This is a genomic window from Uliginosibacterium paludis (assembly GCF_039631355.1).
In the GTDB taxonomy this organism is placed as follows: domain Bacteria; phylum Pseudomonadota; class Gammaproteobacteria; order Burkholderiales; family Rhodocyclaceae; genus Uliginosibacterium; species Uliginosibacterium paludis.
The window spans coordinates 351,267-370,133 of the sequence record NZ_JBDIVF010000002.1 but is presented as its reverse complement, the minus strand read 5'-3'; the positions used below and the strand labels follow the sequence as shown (position 1 = coordinate 370,133).

The following is an 18,867-nucleotide window of genomic DNA, read 5'->3' as shown; positions in this document are numbered from 1 at the left end:
GCGTGAACGCTCCGGAGATCAGTCCCAGCTCAGTGCGCCGCCGGTCTGGTATTCGGTGACGCGGGTTTCAAAGAAGTTCTTCTCCTTGCGCAGGTTGGCCTGTTCGTCCAGCCAGGGCAGCACGTTCTGCGCGCCCGGGAAGGGCTCGTTGAGACCCAGCTGACGCGCGCGGCGGTTCGCGATGAAGCGGAACTGGGCGCGGTGCAGGTCGGCCGAGTAGCCGAGGATGGGCTCGCGCAGGATGTAGCCGGAGTAGGCCGATTCGGCCGCCTCGGCCTCTTCCCACAGTCGCTGCACTTCACGCGGATCGAGCGTCAGATCGTTTTCCTTGAGCAGCTCGCGCACCACGCGGATGCCGAAGGCGCAGTGCAGCACCTCGTCGCGCATGATGTATTGCAGCTGTTCGGCGGTGCCCTTCATGAGGCCGCGGCGCTGCAGCGCGAAGATCGGGGTGAAGCCGTTGTAGAACCAGCAACCCTCGAAGATGCCGGCGAAGAACATGTAGGAGAGCGCGAACTCGTGCAGGTTGTCGCGATCGGTGAGGTCCATGTCCGAGCGCAGCACGCGGTTCAGGCGCCGGTTGGCCAGCGCGATCTTGCCGTGGATTTCGGGCACCACGCGATAGCGGTTGTAAATCTCCTGCTGGTCAAGGCCCAGGCTTTCGATGCAGTGCTGGTAGGTCCAGGTGTGGAGCGCTTCTTCATACACCTGACGCGCCTGGTAGATCTGCAGCTCGGGCGCGGTCATCTTCTCCATCACCGCGAGGCCGATGTTGCGCATCGCGAGGATGTCGGAGGTAGTCAGATAGGCCAGCACGTTCTCGAATACATGGCGTTCGGCCGGCGTGAGCTTGTGGTTGTAGTCGTGAACGTCCTGCGCCATCGAGATCTCGAGCGGCGTCCAGTGGTTCTTGTTGGCGTTGAGGAAAAATTCCCAGGCCCAGGGATACTTGAAGGGCGCGAGCTGGTTGATGTCGCCCTGGCCGCCGACGATGCGCTTGTCCTGCGCGGACACCGCTGCCAGCGCCGGCCTGGCGGCCGGGCTGCCGGCGGCCTGCCCGGCGCCGGGCGAGCCGGCCTGAGGCGCCACGCCGGTGGCGACAGCACCACCGAAATCTTCGAAGTTCAGGCTCATTGGCAGGCCTCGCAATCAGGGTTGTCGATGGAGCAGAACTTGGGCTCCGGTGCCGGGGCGGGCGCGGCGGCCTGCTCGGTCGGGCTGCTGGTCTTTTCCATCGCGGTGGCGCCGAGCGTGCGCAGGTAGTAGGTGGTTTTCAGACCACGCTTCCAGGCCAGCTTGTAGATCTCGTCGAGCTTGCGGCCGGACGGTGCGGCCAGATACAGGTTCAGCGACTGAGCCTGGTCGATCCACTTCTGGCGACGCGCCGCGGCTTCGATCAGCCAGGTCGGGTCGACTTCGAAAGCGGTGGCGTAGCGCTGCTGGATTTCGGCCGGGATGCGGTCGATGCGCGACAGCGAGCCATCGAAATACTTCAGGTCGGCAATCATCACCGAATCCCACAGGCCCAGCGCCTTCAGGTCTTGCACCAGATATTCGTTCACCACGGTGAATTCGCCCGAGAGGTTCGACTTCACGTAGAGGTTCTGGTAGTCCGGCTCGATACAGGCCGACACGCCGATGATGTTGGAGATCGTTGCGGTCGGCGCAATCGCTACGCAGTTGGAGTTGCGCATGCCGTGGCGCTGGATGCGTTCGCGCAGGGCGTTCCAGTCCAGACGAGCGCTGCGGTCGACCTCCACCGCCTCGCCGCGGCCTTCTTCGAGCAGGCGGATCGAGTCCAGCGGCAGGATGCCGCGATCCCACAGGCTGCCGCGGTAACTGGAATACACGCCGCGCTCTTCGGCCAGCTTGCTGGAGGCTTCATAGGCGAGGTAGCAGACGGCTTCCATCGAGCGGTCGGCAAACTCCACCGCCTCGTCGGAGGCGAAGGGCAGGCCCATGCGGTGCAGGCAGTCGGCGTAGCCCATGATGCCCATGCCGACCGGGCGGTGGCGCAGGTTGGAAGTGCGGGCCTTGGGCGTGGCGTAGAAGTTGATGTCGACCACGTTGTCGAGCATGCGCATTGCGGTGCCGATGGTGCGGGCGAGCTTGGCGCGGTCCAGTGCCCAGCGGCCGTCAACCTGCACCAGGTGGGCAGGCAGGTTCACCGAGCCGAGGTTGCAGACGGCGGTTTCGCTGTCAGAGGTGTTCAGCGTGATTTCGGTACACAGATTGGAGCTGTGCACCACGCCGGCGTGCTGCTGCGGCGAGCGCAGGTTGCAGGCATCCTTGAAGGTGATCCAGGGATGGCCGGTTTCGAACAGCATGGTCAGCATCTTGCGCCACAGCTGCACCGCCGGCACCTTCTTGAAGAGCTTCAGCTCGCCACGCGCGGCCTTGGCTTCATAGCCGGTGTAGGCCTCGGCAAAGGCGCGGCCGAACTTTTCGTGCAGGTCGGGCGTGTCGGAGGGCGAGAACAGGGTCCAGTCCTCACCGGCAATCACGCGCTGCATGAAGAGATCCGGAATCCAGTTCGCGGTGTTCATGTCGTGCGTGCGGCGGCGCTCGTCGCCAGTGTTCTTGCGCAGCTCGAGGAATTCTTCGATGTCCAGGTGCCAGGTTTCGAGGTAGGCACAGACCGCACCCTTGCGCTTGCCGCCCTGATTCACCGCCAGCGCGGTGTCGTTCACGACCTTCAGGAAGGGAATCACGCCCTGGCTCTTGCCGTTGGTGCCCTTGATGCGGGCGCCCAGCGAGCGCACCGGCGTCCAGTCGTTGCCGAGGCCGCCGGCATACTTCTGCAGCAGCGCGTTTTCCTTCACCGCCTGGTAGATGCCTTCCAGATCGTCTTCCACCGTGGTCAGGTAGCAGGACGAGAGCTGCGAGTGGCGGGTGCCGGAGTTGAACAGGGTGGGCGTGCTGCTCATGAAATCGAAGCTGGCGAGCAACTGGTAGAACTCGATGGCGCGCGCTTCGCGGTCGATTTCATTCAGCGCCAGGCCCATCGCGACACGCATGAAGAAGCTCTGCGGCAGCTCGATGCGGCGATCCTCGATGTGCAGGAAATAGCGGTCATACAGCGTCTGCAGGCCGAGGTAGTCGAAGCGCAGGTCATTGCTGGCAGTGAGTGCAGCGGCCAGACGCGGCAGGTCGTATTCGGCCAGGCGCGGGTCCAGCAGGCCGGCTTCCACGCCTTCATGGATCAGGCCGGGGAAGGCGTCGCGCAGGCGCTCGTCCTGGGCGGCGAGGCCGAGGTCTTCGCCCAGCACTTCCACGCACACGCTGCGCAGCAGCAGGCGGGCAGCCACCTTGCTGTAGGCCGGGTCCTGCTCGATCTGGGTGCGCGCGGCGAGAATCAGCGACTGGCGCACGGCGCTCATCGCCACGCCGTCGTAGAGGTTGTGCAGGGTCTGCTCCAGCACGGTTTCGGCCGACACATCGCTGAGGCCTTCGCAGGCTTCGCGGATCTGCTGCAGCAGGGTGGTCTGGTCGAGGGGGCGCTGCACGCCGTTGTCGATCACCGTCAGGCGGGCTTCCTCGGCAACCGGGCTGGCGGCCTGCACGGCCGCGCGTTCGGCGGCGCGCTTCTCGCGGTAGAGCACATAGGCGCGGGCCACGTCGTGCTGACCGGCGCGCATCAGCGCGAGCTCGACCTGATCCTGGATGTCTTCGATATGGAGCGTGCCACCGCTGGGCAGGCGGCGGGCAAAGGCCTGCACCACGCTGTCGGTCAGGCGGGCCACGAGGTCGCGCTGGCGCGCGGAAGTCTGGCTGTCACTGCCTTCGACGGCGATGAAGGCCTTGCCGATGGCAATGGCGATCTTCTCCGGCGTGAAGATGGCGATGCTGCCGTCACGACGGATGACTTCGAAGGATTGCGCGGCGCCGGCGCTGACGAGACTGTCTTCCGGGCGAGTTGTGACCTGCATGCTGGGCTCCCTGTTGTTCGGTGCCGGGTGCCAGCGGCAGGGTCGGACGAGCATCCGATGCGGAGCTTGCCGACACACACGCCTGGAGGCACCCCGCCCCGGGTTGAAAATCCGCCTGGCTGACAGACTGCCGGGGGCGGCAGTCGCAATGCACGGGCGGATCCGGTCTGTTTTCGGCGGCAGGTCTCCTGGCTGGCGCATCAACGCCGGATTCGGCCTTCCCGGGTCATGAACCCAGTGGCTTGCGGCGTATCCGTACTCCACGCTTACAGTTGCGGGGGCAGCTCCGGAATGGCAGATGCGGCACCGGATTCCCTTTTGATCCCCGAGGGGAACCGTCGAGCAGGCAATGTAACCGGAAGCGGGGTGACTGACAAGGCTTGACTACTAGCGGTAGTAGTGCGTGCGCTGCCCGGCTACCGTCTATAGTTGTTTGCGCAAACGGCGTCGCTCAGCGTTTTTCGAGCCTGTCAAGCCGTTCCACGAGGGTCGAGAGCCGGCTCCGGAAGTCCTGGAACTCCGCCCGGGAGGGCAGGGGGCCGTCGCTCTGGCGAAGCAGTTCGAGCCCGGCGCTGCCCAGGCGGCGGCCGGTTTCGACGCCAGCCCTGCCAAGCTGCTGCGCGCTGCTGACCAGGCGCTGTGCCAGGATGTCGCCCAGCCGGGGCGCCAGCCAGGCCGCCGGATCGGGGCGCAGGTGCTGGAACAGCATGGCCAGGCTTTCGGCAAAGCCGGCATGGCCTTCGATGCGGGCGGCGCTGCGCAGGGCTTCGGGGCCATCGGCCAGTTTGCCGAGGGCTTCGAACGGGATGCGGATGCTGGCGTCCGGCGATCCGGTATCACCCGCGCCGGCAGGCTGGAGCTGGCCGTCCGCGCCCACCGTGAAGCGCAGCGTCAGGCCGCCCACCTCGATCAGCGCGCGCTGGCCGACATGGGGCTGCAGCAGCTGGCGGGCCCAGGGCTCGGCGCTGAGCAGGCGATTGAGCGCGGCAAGTGGAAGGTCGGCAAGCATGAGGGGCGCTGGAATGAAAAACGGCCGCCCGAGCATAACCCGGCGGCCGTTCCGAAACCAGCAATGAGACGATCAGGCGGCTTGCTGGATGCCTGCCAGTGTCCAGCCGCGATTGCCATCCACCGGCTTCACCAGGTGCCAGATCTCGTCGAAGGGCGCCGGGCCGGCGTTCGCTTCTTCACGCAGCGTGCCGTGGTAGCGCACGCTGGCGATGTACTGGCCGGCTTCCTCGACGACTTCCAGCACGTCGGCGTTGAGCACGACCACATCCGTCTTCTGCGGCTTGCCGCCACGTTCGTCCAGACCCAGCTTGATCTCGGCAAAGATCTCGGGCGAGGTGAAGTCACGGATGTCGGCGAGATCGCCGGCGTCGTTCGCCGCCTGCAGGCGGATGAAGTTCAGCTTGGCCTGGCGCTCGAAGGCGGTCACGTCGAAACCCGCCGGGAAACTGCCCTGGCTGGATTCGGGTGCGGCGGCTGCACTGCCACCATAGGCGGGCTGCTCGTGGGCTTCACGCGTCATCGGCGAGACATTGCCGGCATAGGCCGGTTGCGGCTGCTGATTGCGCGCGGCGCCGCCCATGAAGCGGCGCAGCAGGGCGAAAACGATCACTGCACCCAGCGCGAGCATCAGCAGGCCGGCGACTTCACCGCCCATGCCGAAGTGCGACAGCAGTGCGGCGATGCCCAGACCGGCGGCGAGGCCGGCCAGCGGGCCCATGAAACGGCGCCAGCCGGAAGCCTGCGGCGCGGGGGCGGGTGTGCCGGCCCGGGCGGTGGCCGGTGCGGCCTGCTGCGGGGTGGCTGTCGGCGGCGTGGCCTGGCGCTGCATCGGAGTGACCTGGCGTTGCATGCCGGTGCTGCGACCGCCACCGAGACGCTTGGCTTCGGCGACTTCAAGGCTCATGCCGACCACGGCGGTCACCATGGCGACGGACAACAGGAATTTCTTGATCATGGAAGACTCTGTGGGTGAGTTGCGCAAGCTGCGCGACAGAGTCTTTGATGGGGTCGGCGCGGAAAAGTTCAAGCGCGCAGCTTGTAGCCCCGATGCAGTGCTACCGCGCCGGCGGCAAGGTTGAAGTACTCGACGCGATCGAGCCCGGCCGCGCGCAGCATGCCGGCCAGCGTCGGCTGATCCGGATGCATGCGGATCGATTCGGCGAGGTACTGATAGCTGGCCGAATCGTTCGCGACCTTCTTGCCCAGCCAGGGCAGAACCTTGAAGGAGTAGACGTCGTAGGCCTTCGACAGCGGCTTCCAGATGTGCGAGAACTCCAGCACCAGGAGGCGGCCGCCGGGGCGCAGCACGCGGCGCATCTCGGCCAGTGCGACGTCCTTGTGGGTCATGTTGCGCAGGCCGAAGGCCACGGTGACGAGATCGAAATGATTGTCCGGAAAGGGCAGTTTCTCGGCGTCACACTGCGCCACCGGCAGCAGGAAGCCCTTGTTGATCGTCCGGTCGCGGCCGACGGAAAGCATCGAGTGATTGATGTCGGTGAGCCAGACCTGGCCGCTGCGGCCTGCGCGCTCGGCAAACGCCAGCGACAGGTCGGCCGTGCCGCCGGCCACGTCCAGCACACGTTCGCCGGGACGGACATTCGCGAGCTCGACCGTGAAGCGCTTCCAGAGGCGGTGCATGCCGGCCGACATGAGGTCGTTCATCACGTCGTATTTCTGCGCCACGGACGAAAACACGCCGCGCACACGGCCGGCCTTCTCGCTTTCGGCGACCTGTTCGAAACCGAAGTGGGTGGTCTTGTCTGTCATCACGGGCTTTCAGTGATTGCTGCAGCCGCCGCGCGGGGCGGGCTGGAGATGTTCGGGAACTGGAGCCGAGGGATCACGGCTGGCCCCCTCGACTTCGAGGCGGGCGATGTATTCCGACCACAGCGCCTCATGCTGGCTCGCGAGGTCGTAGAGGTAATCCCAGGAATACAGGCCGCTGTCATGGCCGTCGGAAAAGATCAGCTTCACGGCATAGTTGCCGACCTGCTCGACATCCACCAGCACTACGTCACGCTTGCCGACCTGCAGCACTTCCTGGCCGGGGCCGTGACCCCGGACTTCCGCCGAGGGCGAATAGACGCGCAGGAACTCGTGGCTCAGCGTCGCTTCAAGCCCGTCTTCGAAAGCGATTTCGAGCGTGCGCGCGCGCTGCTGGACGGTCAGCGAAGTGGGAAGCGGGGTGTCGCGATCAAGGCCTGCCATGACTGCCGGGGATGGATTGCTCGGGAGGGGGAATGATACCCGTGTGCCGGCAGGGCGTGGAAACGGCTGTAAAGCCGGGCTGTCCGGACGCTTGCCTCAGCGGGCATGTTGCAGAATGCTTACGTGTCACAAAAGAGTCATGGGCGCGCAATAGACTTGCCTCACCCATCCAGATCGAGAGAGACCGACCATGCCCGCCAACATCCTGCTTGTTGAAGATGAGCCCGCCATCCAGGAGCTGATCGCCGCGAACCTCACGCGCGCCGGCCATACCGTGATGCGCTCCGGCGATGCGGAAACGGCCCAGCGCATCGTGCGTGACGCCTTGCCTGACCTGGTGCTGCTCGACTGGATGCTGCCCGGCATGTCCGGCGTGGAATTCGCCCGCCGCTTGCGCAATGACGAGCGCACACGCGGCATTCCGATCATCATGCTGACTGCCCGCAGCGAGGAGCAGGACAAGATCATGGGCCTCGAAATCGGCGCCGACGACTATGTGACCAAGCCCTTCTCGCCGCGCGAGCTGGTCGCCCGCATCAAGGCGGTGCTGCGCCGGCGCGCGCCGCAGGTCACGGAAGACGTCGTCGAGGTGGGCGGCCTGCGTCTCGATCCGGCCACCCACCGCGTCAGCGCCAAGGGCGAGCTGGTCAATCTGGGGCCGACCGAATTCCGCCTGCTGCACTTCCTGATGACCCATGCCGAGCGCGTGCATTCGCGTGCCCAGCTGCTGGATCAGGTCTGGGGCGACCATGTGTTTGTCGAAGAGCGTACGGTGGACGTGCATATCCGCCGCTTGCGCAGCGCGCTGGAGCCGAGCCTGCAGGATCGCCTGATCCAGACCGTCCGCGGCAGCGGCTACCGCCTCTCGACTGCCGTGCCGGCAGTCGAGGTCGAGTGAAGGAGGGCGCAAGATTCTCGCCAGCCGCTATATCCGTGTTTCCACCGCCGCCACGCTGACCGCGATCTGCGCCGTCGCCGGCGTCGTCTGGATCTTTTCCAGCCTGACCCTTGCCCTGGCCGTCCTCGCGGCCCTGCTGGTCCTCGTGCTGCTCCATCACCAGCACAACATGGGCCGCGTGGTGAGCTGGGCCCAGCAGGCACCGGGCACGCCGCTGCCCAGAGGCATCGCGGCCTGGGACTACATCTACGCCAGCCTTGCCCGGCGCGAGCGCCAGGCGCAGGAGCAGCGCGCACGCCTCACCCGCAGCCTCAAGCGCTTCCGCGAGGCCACCCAGGCGTTGCCTGACGGTGTGATCTACCTGACGCGCCAGCGCACCATCGAGTGGGTGAACGAGGCCGCGGCCAGCTATTTCGGACTCGATGCCGAACGCGACATCGGCCGCGCCGTCACGTCGCTGGTGCGCGAGCCGGCCTTCGTCAGCTACCTTGCCAACCCCTCGGCCGAACCGGTGATCCTGCGCGGCGGGCACCATGAGGGCCTGACCCTGGCGGTGCAGGTGATTCCCTTCGGCGAGGACCAGGAAATGGTGCTGGCGCGCGACATCACCCAGCTCGAGCGACTCGACATGATGCGGCGCGATTTCGTGGCCAACGTGTCGCACGAACTCAAGACGCCGCTGACCGTGGTCAGTGGGTTTGTCGAGACCCTGATCGACGGCGACGAGGACTTCTCGGTGGAAGACCGCCGTCATTTCCTCGAGCTCACGCTCAGCCAGTCGCAGCGCATGCAGCGCCTGGTCGATGATCTGCTGACGCTCTCCAGCCTGCAGTCGGGCGATGCGCCGCGGGGCGAGGAAGTGGTGGACGTGCAGGCCCTCGTGCAAGGCGTGCTGAACGAGGCCCGGCTGCTGTCGCGCGGCCGGCACGAGATCGTCTGCGAGCAGGGGCCGGCCGCCGCCATCGTCGGCAGCCAGAAAGAGCTCTACAGCGCCTTTTCGAATCTCGTCAGCAATGCCGTGCGCTACACGCCGGAGCACGGCGAGATCCGCGTTTCATGGTCGGTTCTGGAGGACGGCTCGGGCCGTTTCGCGGTGGAAGACAGCGGCATCGGCATCGAGCCGCAGCACCTCGAGCGCCTGACCGAGCGTTTCTATCGCGTGGATCAGGGCCGATCGCGTGAAACCGGCGGCACCGGCCTGGGGCTGGCGATCGTCAAGCATGTGCTGACGCGCCACAACGCGCAGCTGGGCATTGCCAGCCAGCCGGGGACGGGCAGCTGCTTCACCGCCCACTTCCCGGTCAGAAGGCTTCGCCTCCCCGGCTGAAAACCACCCGGTCGAAGTTCGCGCCGCGTGAGAGCAGTTTGGTCATGCGGGCCACCCAGGGCTGCTCGCCGCGGACTTCTACCCGCCGGTCAGCCACATACCAGCCCGCAGGCACGATCAGTGTGGCGTCGGTCTTGAGCGCCGGCACCGCCGGAACCAGGAAGCCCAGCCGGAAGCGTTCGCGCGTGCCGGGTCGTTGCGGATCGATCAGACGGACCGGAAAAGGCGCGGGCGGGCCGGGCATCAGCGAGATACCGCAGGAGAGCACGCCGTTCTGGCGGTATTGCAGCCAGCTGATCTCGGCCAGCAGCATGCGGTCCGGCGTGCCGTTGCGAACGCCGATGAGCTGGCGATGATCGAGGCGTGATTCGCCCTGGGCGCGGGCCAGACGGAAGCCGGCGACCGACTGATCCAGCACGTCCCAGCTCTCCAGCGTGAAGCCCAGCTGCAGGGCCTTTTCCTCGAGCTGAGCGTCGGTCAGGTCCGCCTGTTCGGCCCGTTCGCCGAGCGCCAGCATGGCCTCGGTGCGGGTGAAGTTGTTGTAGCGGGCCAGCTCTTCGTCCGGAATCTCGAAACGCCTCCCGCTCAGGAAGAAAGCCACGCCTTCCGGGTCGGCACAGAGCTGGAGGTGCCCCTGCGAGGGTTTGCGCGGGAACTTGCGGCCGCTCGAGGCCAGCCCCCAGGGTCGGTAGAGCGAGATGATCAGGCGTGCGCAGGCCGGCTGCACGCAGTCGTCCCCGAGGCCCAGCGAGGCGGCCGCAACGCCGCTCTTGAGCTGGCCGACCACCGCCTGGATGTGTGCTGCGAGCTTGGCGGTGTCGAGCAGGCGCTGGCATTTCCGGGCGGTGAGCGCCGAGGCGGGACGCAGGCCGTGATCCGCTTCGGTGTCGAGGACATAGGCATTCGCCTGTGCTTCCTCGGCATGGCTGCGCAGGCTGCAGTAGGGCGCGAAGCGCTGGGCCCAGCGCGTGATCCACTGGAATTCGCGCGGTGTGCGGCTGTAGGGGCTGGAGGCGTCGACCAGCAATACGGCGACATAGGCTTCGAGCGGGCTCTGCGCCCCCCAGGTTTCGTTGAGCACATCCGGCACGCGGACCTGCGCGGTGCCGGCGCGTTCGGTCGAGAGGAACAGCGCATGGAGGTCATTCCACAGCTGGGCCGGAATTTCCTGGCGGGCGCGGAAATACTCGGTCATCGCCAGCGCCTGGTAGCTGATGCGGCGGTGGCTGATGAGCGCGCGCTTGTCTTCCACACCGCCCTCGGTGGCAAGGGCCGAGCGGCGCGCAACAAAGCCGTAGTTGCTTTCCATCAGCGACCACAGCCGCACGACCTGCGAGAGCGTGGCCTCTTCGCTGCCCGAAGGCGGCAGCGGGCGCGAGGCGTAGCGGCGCGAGACTTCCGTCTGCACGTAATCAAGCGTGGGGCGCAGGTCTTCGAGGATCTGCAGATGCGGCGCCGGCGGCGGGCTGGCGACGGCCATGCCCTCGAGCAGCTGCAGCAGGAGATGGGAAGACTCTTCCAGATTGGTGACGCTGACGCGCTCGAGCAGGGCGCGGCATTGCGCGGGCTGATCGAAAGCGATAATCGTCGGGGCTTTTGCGGGCATCAGAGTCATGCTCGGCTTCCTCTCGTGTGGGGGTTGTGCGTAATCGGGGATGACGCGTCCGGGACTGGTTCAGCGGCCGCTGCAACGGCGACTGGAGGCTTTTGCCAGCCCTCTCCCTTCCGGGCAGTCCTGTTAGCCCAGTATCGGATGCTGCGCTGCGAAAAGCTGTCGGGGATCTCTGCCCGACGTGACCTGCTTCACGCCCTGCCCGAAGGGTCGTAGTTATTCCGGCGTGCTGTCGCAGAAGGCCGAGAAGAGCTTCTCGATGACGCTGCGAGGCAGATCATTGACGATGAAAACCAGCCGGCTGCGGTGGTCCTCATCCGGCCAGGCCGACAGGCTGCTGTCCGGATAGCGCTCGTGCTGGACGGCGTGAATCACCCGCGGCGCCGCTTCGCCCTCGACGGCGAGCAGGCCCTTGATGCGCAGGATCTGCCGGCCGACCACCGACAGCAGCGCATCCATCGCGCGGGAGAATTCCGCCGGATGGAAAGGCTTGCTGAAGCTGAGTACATGCGACTGCACGGCTTCGTCATGGATGGCCGGTGCCGGCCGACCGAACACGCCCTGTTTCGCTTCCAGGCGCTGGCGGGCCAGGATCGCTGCGTCACCCAGCCAGCGCTGCACGTCGGGTGTCTTGCGGTCGGCGTCATAGAGGCCAAGCCCTTCGAGCAGGCCGGAAGGCATCCGGCCCGGCTCCGAGCGCACCTGCGGCGCGCCCGGGTTGAGTGCGGCCACGCGTTCTTCCGCCTCGGCGATCTGCAGGCTGTCGGCCAGATCGCATTTGGTCAGCACGATGCGGTCCGCCATGGCGACCTGTTTGACCGCTTCCGGATGCTGGCCCAGTTGCCAGGGCACGTTGCGCACATCCACGGTGGTGATCACGCCTTCCAGGCGGAAGCGTTCGGCGAGGAAGAAGTCGCGCAGCAGCGTGTGGATCACCGGTGCCGGATCGGCCAGGCCGGTGGTTTCGATGACCACCCGGTCCAGCGCACCGATGGCGCGGCGCAACCGTCGCAGGAAGAGGTCGCGCAGGCTGCGCGTCAGATCGCCCCGCACCGCGCAGCACAGGCAGCCCGATTCGAGCAGGCTGATTTCCTCGCTGAGCTCCTCGACCAGCAGATGGTCGAGGCCGACGGCGCCGACTTCGTTGATCAGTACCGCGCTGCCGGCCATGGCCGGGTCACGCAGCAGCGCCGAGAGGAGGGTGGTCTTGCCGCTGCCCAGAAAACCGGTGAGCAGGATGACGGGAATGCGTTTGTCATCCATGGCGGGGCGCTCAGTGGGCGTGACCGATCGAGCCGATCGCAATGGCGGCTACACCGGCCAGCAGCGAGACGGTCTGCCAGATCGAGGTCGGGCGATGCTGCTCGCTGCGCAGCATCGGCAGCAGGTCGGAGATCGCGATGTAGAGGAAGCTCGAGGCCGCGATCGTCAGGATGTAGGGCACGGCGGCCTGCATGTGGCTCAGCGCGAAATAGCCCAGCACACCGCCGATGATCGAGGTCAGGCTCGACAATCCGTTCCACAGCAGCGCGCGGCGGGTCGTCATGCCGGCGGCCCGCAGGATCGCGAAGTCACCCGCTTCCTGCGGAATCTCGTGGGCGATCACCGCGAAGGCGGTGCTCCAGCCCAGCGCCGGACTGGTCAGGAAGGCGGCTGCGAGCAGTACGCCGTCGACCAGATTGTGAAAGCTGTCGCCGACCATGACCGATAGCACCGTGTGCCGGCCGACCTGGCCGTGATGATGGTGGCCGTGGGTCGGGCAGTGATGGTCGTGCCCTTCCTCGTCCACATGCGCATGGCGCCAGACGGCGGCGCGCTCCATGCCGTAGAAGGCCAGCAGACCCAGCAGCAGCGTGAGAAAGAGGTTGTGCGGTTCGACACCGGATTCGAAGGCTTCCGGCAGCACGTCGAGCAGGGCGACGGCCAGCAGCACGCCAGTGGCGAAACCGACCAGGCGCGGCAGCCAGCGCTGCGGAAAACCGGCAATCAGCAGGGCAGCGGCGAGCAGGCTGAGAAGGCCACCGGCGATGGTGGCGGCAATGATGGACAACAGGGTCATGAGTGATCCTTGTGATCACAGCGGGCGCATTGCCCGGTGATGCAGTACTCGACAGCCTTGCCGGAAAAGCCGGCAGGCAATGGCGCGGTGGGCACGGGCACATCGTCCAGGCAGAACACCTTGCCGCAGGCTTCGCAGCGGAAGTGGGCGTGTTCGCCGTGTGCGGCGTTCGCAGGGGAGGCAATGCTGAAGCGGAACACGCGCTCCGCGTCCGTCACCCGGTGGCCCAGGCCGCTTTCAACCAGCCAGTCCAGCACGCGATAGAGCGTGACACGGTCAAAACCGGAAGAGAGCGCCTCCTCGATCTCGCGGTGGCTCAGTGCCTGCTCAGCCCGTTCCAGCAGGCCCAGCACGGCCAGCCGTGCCGGCGTGACGCGCGCGCCGATGGCGTGGATGCGGGTCGCCCAGTCAGAGGCGGGAGATAGACGGGATGCCATGATTCAATTCCACCATAAACAGCTATCAATTGCAACTGAGTTGCATGAGCGCGCGCTCAGCCCAGCGCCGTATCGAGCAGCATCATCAGCGCAAAGCCGGCCATGAGGCCCAGGGTGGCGGGCGTCTGGTGACCGTTGCGATGGGTTTCCGGAATCACTTCATGTGACACCACGAAAAGCATCGCGCCGGCCGCCAGACCGAGGCCGACCGGATAGGCCAGCGCGAAACCGCCGGCGAGCCCCAGCCCGAGCAGTGCGCCGAGCGGCTCCATCAGCCCGGAGAGCGCTGCCAGGATCACGGCACGCAGGGTCGGAATGCCGGCCGCGCGCAGCGCCATCACCACCGCCAGGCCTTCCGGAATGTCCTGGATCGCGATGGCCGTCGACAGTGGCAGACCGACACTCATGTCGCCCTGTGAAAAGCTCACCCCCATGGCCATGCCCTCGGGCAGGTTGTGCAGCGTGATGGCCAGCACGAAAAGCCAGACGCGGGAGAGACGATCCGAGCCGGGGCCGCAATCGCCGCAGCTCTCATGGGTGTGCGGCGTGAATTGATCCAGCCCGAGCATCAGCAGCACGCCCAGACCCAGGCCTGCCACCACCGTGAGCGCGCCCAGCGTGCCGCTGCCGGTGAGCGTCCGGCCCGCCTCGATGCCGGGCAGGATCAGCGAGAAGGAACTGGCCGCCAGCATCATCCCGGCCGCAAAGCCCAGCATGCTGTCTTCCGCTTTCTGCCCCACATCGCGCAGCACCAGTCCGCCTGCCGCGCCGAAGGCCGTGGCCAGAAAACCGGCCGTACCCGCCAGCAGGCCCTCGGTGAGGCCCAGGCTGGCCGTACCGGCCAGGATGGCGCGGAGGCTGTTGACCAGCAGCACCGCCACGGTGGCCAGCCCCAGCAGCAGGCCAGCTGTAACCAGCGGATGCTTTCTGGCCTGGCTGAGCCAGGCGGCGCGCAGCGAATGGGTCGGGAGGGCAGGGCTCGCAGTATCCATCTTCATTCCTCAGTGATTCGGCGGGATTCTGGCCTCCGAGCGGCCATTCTGTCGCCTATCGCCGCAATCAGGGGGTTTTTGGCACTTCCGGCTGAAACAGCAATTCCGATCAGGTTCAGCGCTTGCCCCTTGCTCTAGTGTTACCGATAACCGACCCCGCAGAGGGGGGGTTCATATCAATCGGAGACAAGCATGAAACAACTCTCAACGCTGATCGCGGCGCTTCTGCTCGCGGTTGGAATCAGTGCATGCGGCGGTGGCGGCGGTTCGGGCGGCGACGCCGGCAGCCCGGCCACCAGCTCGGCAAGTTCCAGCAAGGCAAGCAGCAGCGCCAGCGTATCGTCCGGCAATGCGAGCAGCGCCAGCAGTTCGGGCGCCACAAGCAGCTCGAGCAGCTCAAGCAGCGCGGCTTCGTCCTCCGCCACCACGGCAATCACGATCCACATGCTGGGCGACTCGACGATGACGACCTATACCGATGATCGTCGGCCGCAGTATGGATGGGGCGAAAAATTCGGACAGTTCTTCAACGCGTCCGTGACCATCAGGAACTGGGCCGCCGGCGGCCGCAGCTCGCGCAGCTTCTTCTACGAGACTGGCAAGTGGGACAGCGCATCTGCTGCGATCCAGGCTGGCGATTACGTGATCATCCAGTTTGGTCACAACGATCAGAAATACGGCACGACCGACTCCACCGGCCCTTACTCGACCTACGGCACCTATGCCTTCTGCAGCGACCCGGCGGTGACGGATGGCGAAGCCTGTACCGGCGGCACCGACGTGGTCGACAGCACGACCACGCGTGAGGAGCATTCCTATTACCAGTTCCTCAAGCGCTATGTCACCGCAGTTCAGGCGAAGGGTGCTCATCCGGTGCTGATGACCCCGATCGTGCGCCGCTACATCAGCAATGGCGCAGTGACCGCGGAAGGCCAGCATGATCTGAGCGCAGTGACCAAGTCCGGCGAGAGCAATCCGCGTGGCAGCTACACGGCGGCGATGAAGGCCGTCGCCAGCAAGTACAGCGTGCCGATCATCGACATCACCGCCGGCACGAAGGCGCTCGTCGAGAGTCTGGGCAGCGGCGCGGTGGTCACGCCGAACCTGTACTACCCGGATGACACTCACCTCAACGGGCTGTATGCCACGCTGGTGGCGAAGATGGCGATCGATGGGCTGAAGAGCCAGGGCTTGCTCGCGAGCTACATGACGAGTGCGCCCGCCGTGGCAAGCAGCGTGTCGTCGCTGAGCTTTGCCAACACCTACTCGGGTTCGACGACGACACTCTTCGCGAACGTTTCCGGCTACGACCTGAGCCCGGCGGCAGGCACCGCGTCGCTGACGGCACCGACCGGCTTCAAGCTCTCGCTCGACCAGACCACCTGGAGCAGCACGCTCGACATCAGCTACACCGGCGGCAGCTTCAACAAGACGGTGTACGTGCGCTTCGAGCCGGCGGCGGCGCAGGCTTACAGCGGTACGGTTGGGGTGACTGTGGCGGGCAGCGCGCTGGCCTCGCTCAGCGTGAGCGGAACCGGTCTTGCCACGGTGGGGGGCTCTGCCTCCACCGCACTGTGGGCGATGCTGGACAACTCGCTGGCGGGCACGCCGACAGGCTCGGTATCGGTGTCTGATGCCGTGCTGGGATCGGGCATCACGGTGGGTTCGCTGACCAATGGCGTGGTCGGCAGCACGACCTATACCGGGCGCGTCAACCGCTACTCTGCGGTCGGTGTCACGGCGGCGGATGCCACGCGCTATGTCGAATTTTCGGTGGCGCCCACCAGCGGGACGCTGACCGTCACCGGCTTCAGCGCCTATCTCGGCGGCAGCGGGGGCTCGGGCGTGTATGCGGATATCGTTTATTCGACGGACGGATTCGCCAGCGCCACGACGCTCGCCTCCAAGATCAATCCTCCCAATAACGGCAGCAGTGCGGGCTACGTCATGACCCAGTTCAGCTATCCGGGTCTGGCCATCGCCGTACCGGCAGGGCAGAAACTGTCGGTGCGTTTCTATCCGTATTACAAGGATGCGACCTCGACCAGCAAGTTCCTCTCGATGGCAAACGTGCTCATCGAAGGTTCCGTTCAGTAAGGGCTGGGACCAGGGGTGAAGGCCGGGGCCCGTCCCCGGCCTTTTTCATGGGCGGGCAGAACGAAGTTGCCCGGGGTTTGTCCATCAGGAACTCACGCGTTCCGGTGTGAAAATCAAGGGCGCCTGACCTGCCTCAATCCCTCGTGCCGGGCGTCCGGCACGGCGCGCAGGAAGCGATTCCGCAGGCTAAGATGCTGCCAAGCCAGAACCATAAAGAAGGAGACCTGAATGGCCGTCACATCCGAACTGTTGCACGAACTCGATACGCTGCTGCGTTTCGATCTGGCCACCAGCCAGCAGGGCATCAAGATCCATCACGATGCCGACCCGCTGCTCATCAAGGCGGCAGCCCGCCTGCACGACAAGGGTCTGATTACCCAGATCGACGGCGGCTACCTGACGCCGCTGGGGCGGGACGCCGCCGAGCACGCCCAGACGGTGATGTCCATCCTGACCACCTCGCCCGGTCTGGGCGGCACGCCCTGAGCCTTTCCGGTCCGCCAAAAAAACCGCCGGCTGTGATGCCGGCGTTTTTTTTGTGCCCGTTGCGGCGCGATTCGGCGCGCTCATGAGCCTGCGCACGCGCGCCTCATCCGGGGCACATCCGGCCGGTGCGTGTCAGAGCGCGCGGCTGCTCGGCAGGGCGAAGTAGAACCACTCGTTGCCGGGCAGCGACTTCGGGTTGGGGAAGACGATGAAGCCGCTGCCCTGTGCGCGCACTTCGCTGCCATCGTGGCGCAGGCCGATCACTTCGCCTTCGGCCACCGGATCGAAGCTCTTCCATTCCTTCACGAAGCGGTCGTCCGGATGCATGCGGTCGATCACGTCTACCAGGCGCAGCAGTTCCGGCGCCGGATGGGCCGCCGGTTGCGGGGCTTCGATCAGACCGAGCAGGGCGAGGGTGTTGCAGATGGCCTTGTAGGCGACTTCCGGCGCGGCGGGGTCTTCATGCTGGCCGCATTCCAGCGTGATGGCGTAGCCGCCGTGGGCCCGCATGTATTCGGTGGTGCCCACGCCGTAGCTCGGATCGGTGCTGAGCATCTGCGCGCGCAGCGAGGCGTCCGGATAGGCGAGGCGGCGGGCGACGCCGCGTGCGTAGGTGTCGAGCCAGCCTTCGACGATGCGGCGCACGCCCAGACGCACGGCCATCGCCTGCTCCGCCTGCGCATGGGCGAAGGGCTCCAGCGTGCCGGTGTTGTCCTGCGGGCCGAGCATTGCGAAGGGCTCACCGCCAGTGTGGAAGGAGTGCAGGTCGAGCAGCACATCGTGGCTTTCCAGCAGCGGGCACAGCGCGTTGGCGATGCGGTCTTCGAAGTCGACGGGCTCGTCGGTGGGGCGCAGGTTGCGGTTGAGGTTGCGGTCGCCCATGCGCTGCTTGAGGTGCCAGGCGAGCGGGTTGGTCACCGGGACGAAGGTGAGCGTGCCGCAGCGCAGGCTGCGACCGCCGGAATCGAATTCGGCGATCAGGCGCTCGATCGCGCGCGAGCCGCAGATCTCGTTGCCATGCACGGCGCCCAGCACCAGCAGCTTCGGTCCTTTTTCCAGACCGGCGAAACTGTGGACGCGCAGTGCGGTGGTGGACGGTTTGGTGCGGACAGGATGGCTCATGGCGGGCTCCGGTGAATGGGAAATGGCGGGGCTGAGTCGGTGACACCGGCGTTTGCCGGGCCGCCATTGTCGCAGGAAGCTCGCTGGCGCGGGGCTATCGCGGCATTTTGCGCATCCCGCGCAGGCCGGAGGCATAATCACTGGCAGGAAAAAGATTCTGTGCAATCAGGACTTTCCTTCCCCTTTCAGAGAAACCCGGAACCTCACGGAAATACCATGGACGAAACCTCCCGTACGCCGCGCGGCACGATGATGCTGCGCACCCTGGCCATGCCGGCCGACACCAATCCGGCCGGTGACATCTTCGGCGGCTGGATCATGTCGCAGATGGACTTGGGCGGTGCCATCCTGGCGAAGGAGCTTTCCCGCGGTCGCATCGTGACGGTGGCGGTCGACGGCATGAGCTTTCATCGCCCGGTGTCGGTGGGCGACGTGGTCTGCGTGTATGGCGAGTGCGTGCATGTGGGCCGCACCTCGCTGAAGGTGAAGGTGGAGGTCTGGGTCAAGAAGGTGACCGGCGAGCAGATCGGTGACCGCTTCTGCGTGACCGAGGCTACCTTCAGCTATGTGGCCGTGGGCTCCGACAAGCGCCCGCGCGTGATTCCGCGCGACGGCAATGCCGAACTGCAGGCGGTGGTTGCCCAGCTGGGCCAGGCCTGATTCACCGCCCGAGCCGCCCGCCGCGGCAG

Annotated in this window: 17 protein-coding genes and 1 riboswitch; of the genes, 5 read left to right on the top strand and 12 right to left on the bottom strand. The window is 66.1% G+C overall.

Annotated features, from left to right (window positions below):
* Positions 1–18: 18 nt before the first annotated feature.
* The 6 genes from ABDB87_RS06710 to ABDB87_RS06685 all read right to left on the bottom strand — a co-directional run bounded on the left by ABDB87_RS06710 (position 19) and on the right by ABDB87_RS06685 (position 7,148).
* On the bottom strand, positions 19–1,134 hold the full coding sequence (locus tag ABDB87_RS06710; protein ID WP_345925287.1) for a ribonucleotide-diphosphate reductase subunit beta: 1,116 nt from the start codon (positions 1,132–1,134) through the stop codon (positions 19–21).
* Positions 1,131–3,929, bottom strand: coding sequence for a ribonucleoside-diphosphate reductase subunit alpha (locus tag ABDB87_RS06705; RefSeq protein WP_345925286.1), 2,799 nt, complete (start codon positions 3,927–3,929; stop codon positions 1,131–1,133). The genes ABDB87_RS06710 and ABDB87_RS06705 overlap by 4 nt, the downstream gene beginning before the upstream one ends.
* A 161-nt stretch (positions 3,930–4,090) precedes the next feature.
* Positions 4,091–4,284: riboswitch (cobalamin riboswitch) on the bottom strand.
* A gap of 96 nt (positions 4,285–4,380) precedes the next feature.
* Positions 4,381–4,938, bottom strand: a complete 558-nt coding sequence (locus ABDB87_RS06700) for a ubiquinone biosynthesis accessory factor UbiJ (RefSeq protein WP_345925284.1) — start codon at positions 4,936–4,938, stop codon at positions 4,381–4,383.
* Between the two features lie 72 nt (positions 4,939–5,010).
* Positions 5,011–5,895, bottom strand: a complete 885-nt coding sequence (locus ABDB87_RS06695) for a Tim44 domain-containing protein (protein ID WP_345925283.1) — start codon at positions 5,893–5,895, stop codon at positions 5,011–5,013.
* 68 nt (positions 5,896–5,963) lie between these two features.
* Entirely contained in the window at positions 5,964–6,707 is a 744-nt protein-coding gene (ubiE, locus tag ABDB87_RS06690; protein WP_345925281.1) for a bifunctional demethylmenaquinone methyltransferase/2-methoxy-6-polyprenyl-1,4-benzoquinol methylase UbiE, read from the bottom strand.
* Positions 6,708–6,716: 9 nt separating this feature from the next.
* Entirely contained in the window at positions 6,717–7,148 is a 432-nt protein-coding gene (locus ABDB87_RS06685) for a gamma-butyrobetaine hydroxylase family protein (RefSeq protein WP_345925279.1), read from the bottom strand.
* 190 nt (positions 7,149–7,338) lie between these two features.
* Here ABDB87_RS06685 and phoB point away from each other — a divergent pair, with 190 nt between their 5' ends.
* Entirely contained in the window at positions 7,339–8,046 is a 708-nt protein-coding gene (gene phoB / locus ABDB87_RS06680) for a phosphate regulon transcriptional regulator PhoB (protein WP_345925277.1), read from the top strand.
* Complete coding sequence (gene phoR, locus ABDB87_RS06675) at positions 8,018–9,373, top strand: phosphate regulon sensor histidine kinase PhoR (RefSeq protein ID WP_345926059.1); 1,356 nt, start codon at positions 8,018–8,020, stop codon at positions 9,371–9,373. The genes phoB and phoR overlap by 29 nt, the downstream gene beginning before the upstream one ends.
* On the opposite strand, the gene ABDB87_RS06670 is transcribed toward phoR, so the two are convergent.
* From ABDB87_RS06670 to ABDB87_RS06650, 5 genes are all read right to left on the bottom strand, one after another.
* Positions 9,348–10,988 carry a hypothetical protein gene (locus ABDB87_RS06670; protein WP_345925275.1) on the bottom strand — a complete coding sequence of 547 codons (1,641 nt, stop codon included), beginning with the start codon at positions 10,986–10,988 and terminating at the stop codon, positions 9,348–9,350. The genes phoR and ABDB87_RS06670 overlap by 26 nt on opposite strands.
* Before the next feature lie 213 nt (positions 10,989–11,201).
* Positions 11,202–12,248, bottom strand: coding sequence for a CobW family GTP-binding protein (locus tag ABDB87_RS06665; protein WP_345925273.1), 1,047 nt, complete (start codon positions 12,246–12,248; stop codon positions 11,202–11,204).
* 10 nt (positions 12,249–12,258) lie between these two features.
* On the bottom strand, positions 12,259–13,044 hold the full coding sequence (locus ABDB87_RS06660) for a ZIP family metal transporter (RefSeq protein ID WP_345925272.1): 786 nt from the start codon (positions 13,042–13,044) through the stop codon (positions 12,259–12,261).
* Positions 13,041–13,481, bottom strand: a complete 441-nt coding sequence (locus tag ABDB87_RS06655; RefSeq protein ID WP_345925269.1) for a Fur family transcriptional regulator — start codon at positions 13,479–13,481, stop codon at positions 13,041–13,043. Before ABDB87_RS06655 ends, ABDB87_RS06660 begins: the two co-directional genes overlap by 4 nt.
* A gap of 56 nt (positions 13,482–13,537) precedes the next feature.
* Entirely contained in the window at positions 13,538–14,473 is a 936-nt protein-coding gene (locus ABDB87_RS06650; protein WP_345925267.1) for a ZIP family metal transporter, read from the bottom strand.
* 192 nt (positions 14,474–14,665) lie between these two features.
* Between ABDB87_RS06650 and ABDB87_RS06645 the strand changes: the two genes are divergently transcribed.
* Together ABDB87_RS06645 and ABDB87_RS06640 are read left to right on the top strand one after the other, a co-directional pair.
* A complete protein-coding gene (locus tag ABDB87_RS06645; RefSeq protein WP_345925265.1) occupies positions 14,666–16,570 on the top strand; it encodes a rhamnogalacturonan acetylesterase in 1,905 nt (634 codons plus the stop codon).
* A gap of 228 nt (positions 16,571–16,798) precedes the next feature.
* Complete coding sequence (locus ABDB87_RS06640) at positions 16,799–17,056, top strand: TIGR02647 family protein (RefSeq protein WP_345925263.1); 258 nt, start codon at positions 16,799–16,801, stop codon at positions 17,054–17,056.
* 132 nt (positions 17,057–17,188) lie between these two features.
* Here ABDB87_RS06640 and ABDB87_RS06635 read toward each other — a convergent pair whose 3' ends face one another.
* Positions 17,189–18,178, bottom strand: a complete 990-nt coding sequence (locus ABDB87_RS06635) for a M14 family metallopeptidase (RefSeq protein WP_345925261.1) — start codon at positions 18,176–18,178, stop codon at positions 17,189–17,191.
* 216 nt (positions 18,179–18,394) lie between these two features.
* Between ABDB87_RS06635 and yciA the strand changes: the two genes are divergently transcribed.
* Positions 18,395–18,838 carry an acyl-CoA thioester hydrolase YciA gene (yciA, locus tag ABDB87_RS06630; RefSeq protein ID WP_345925259.1) on the top strand — a complete coding sequence of 148 codons (444 nt, stop codon included), beginning with the start codon at positions 18,395–18,397 and terminating at the stop codon, positions 18,836–18,838.
* The last annotated feature ends 29 nt before the right edge of the window (positions 18,839–18,867 follow it).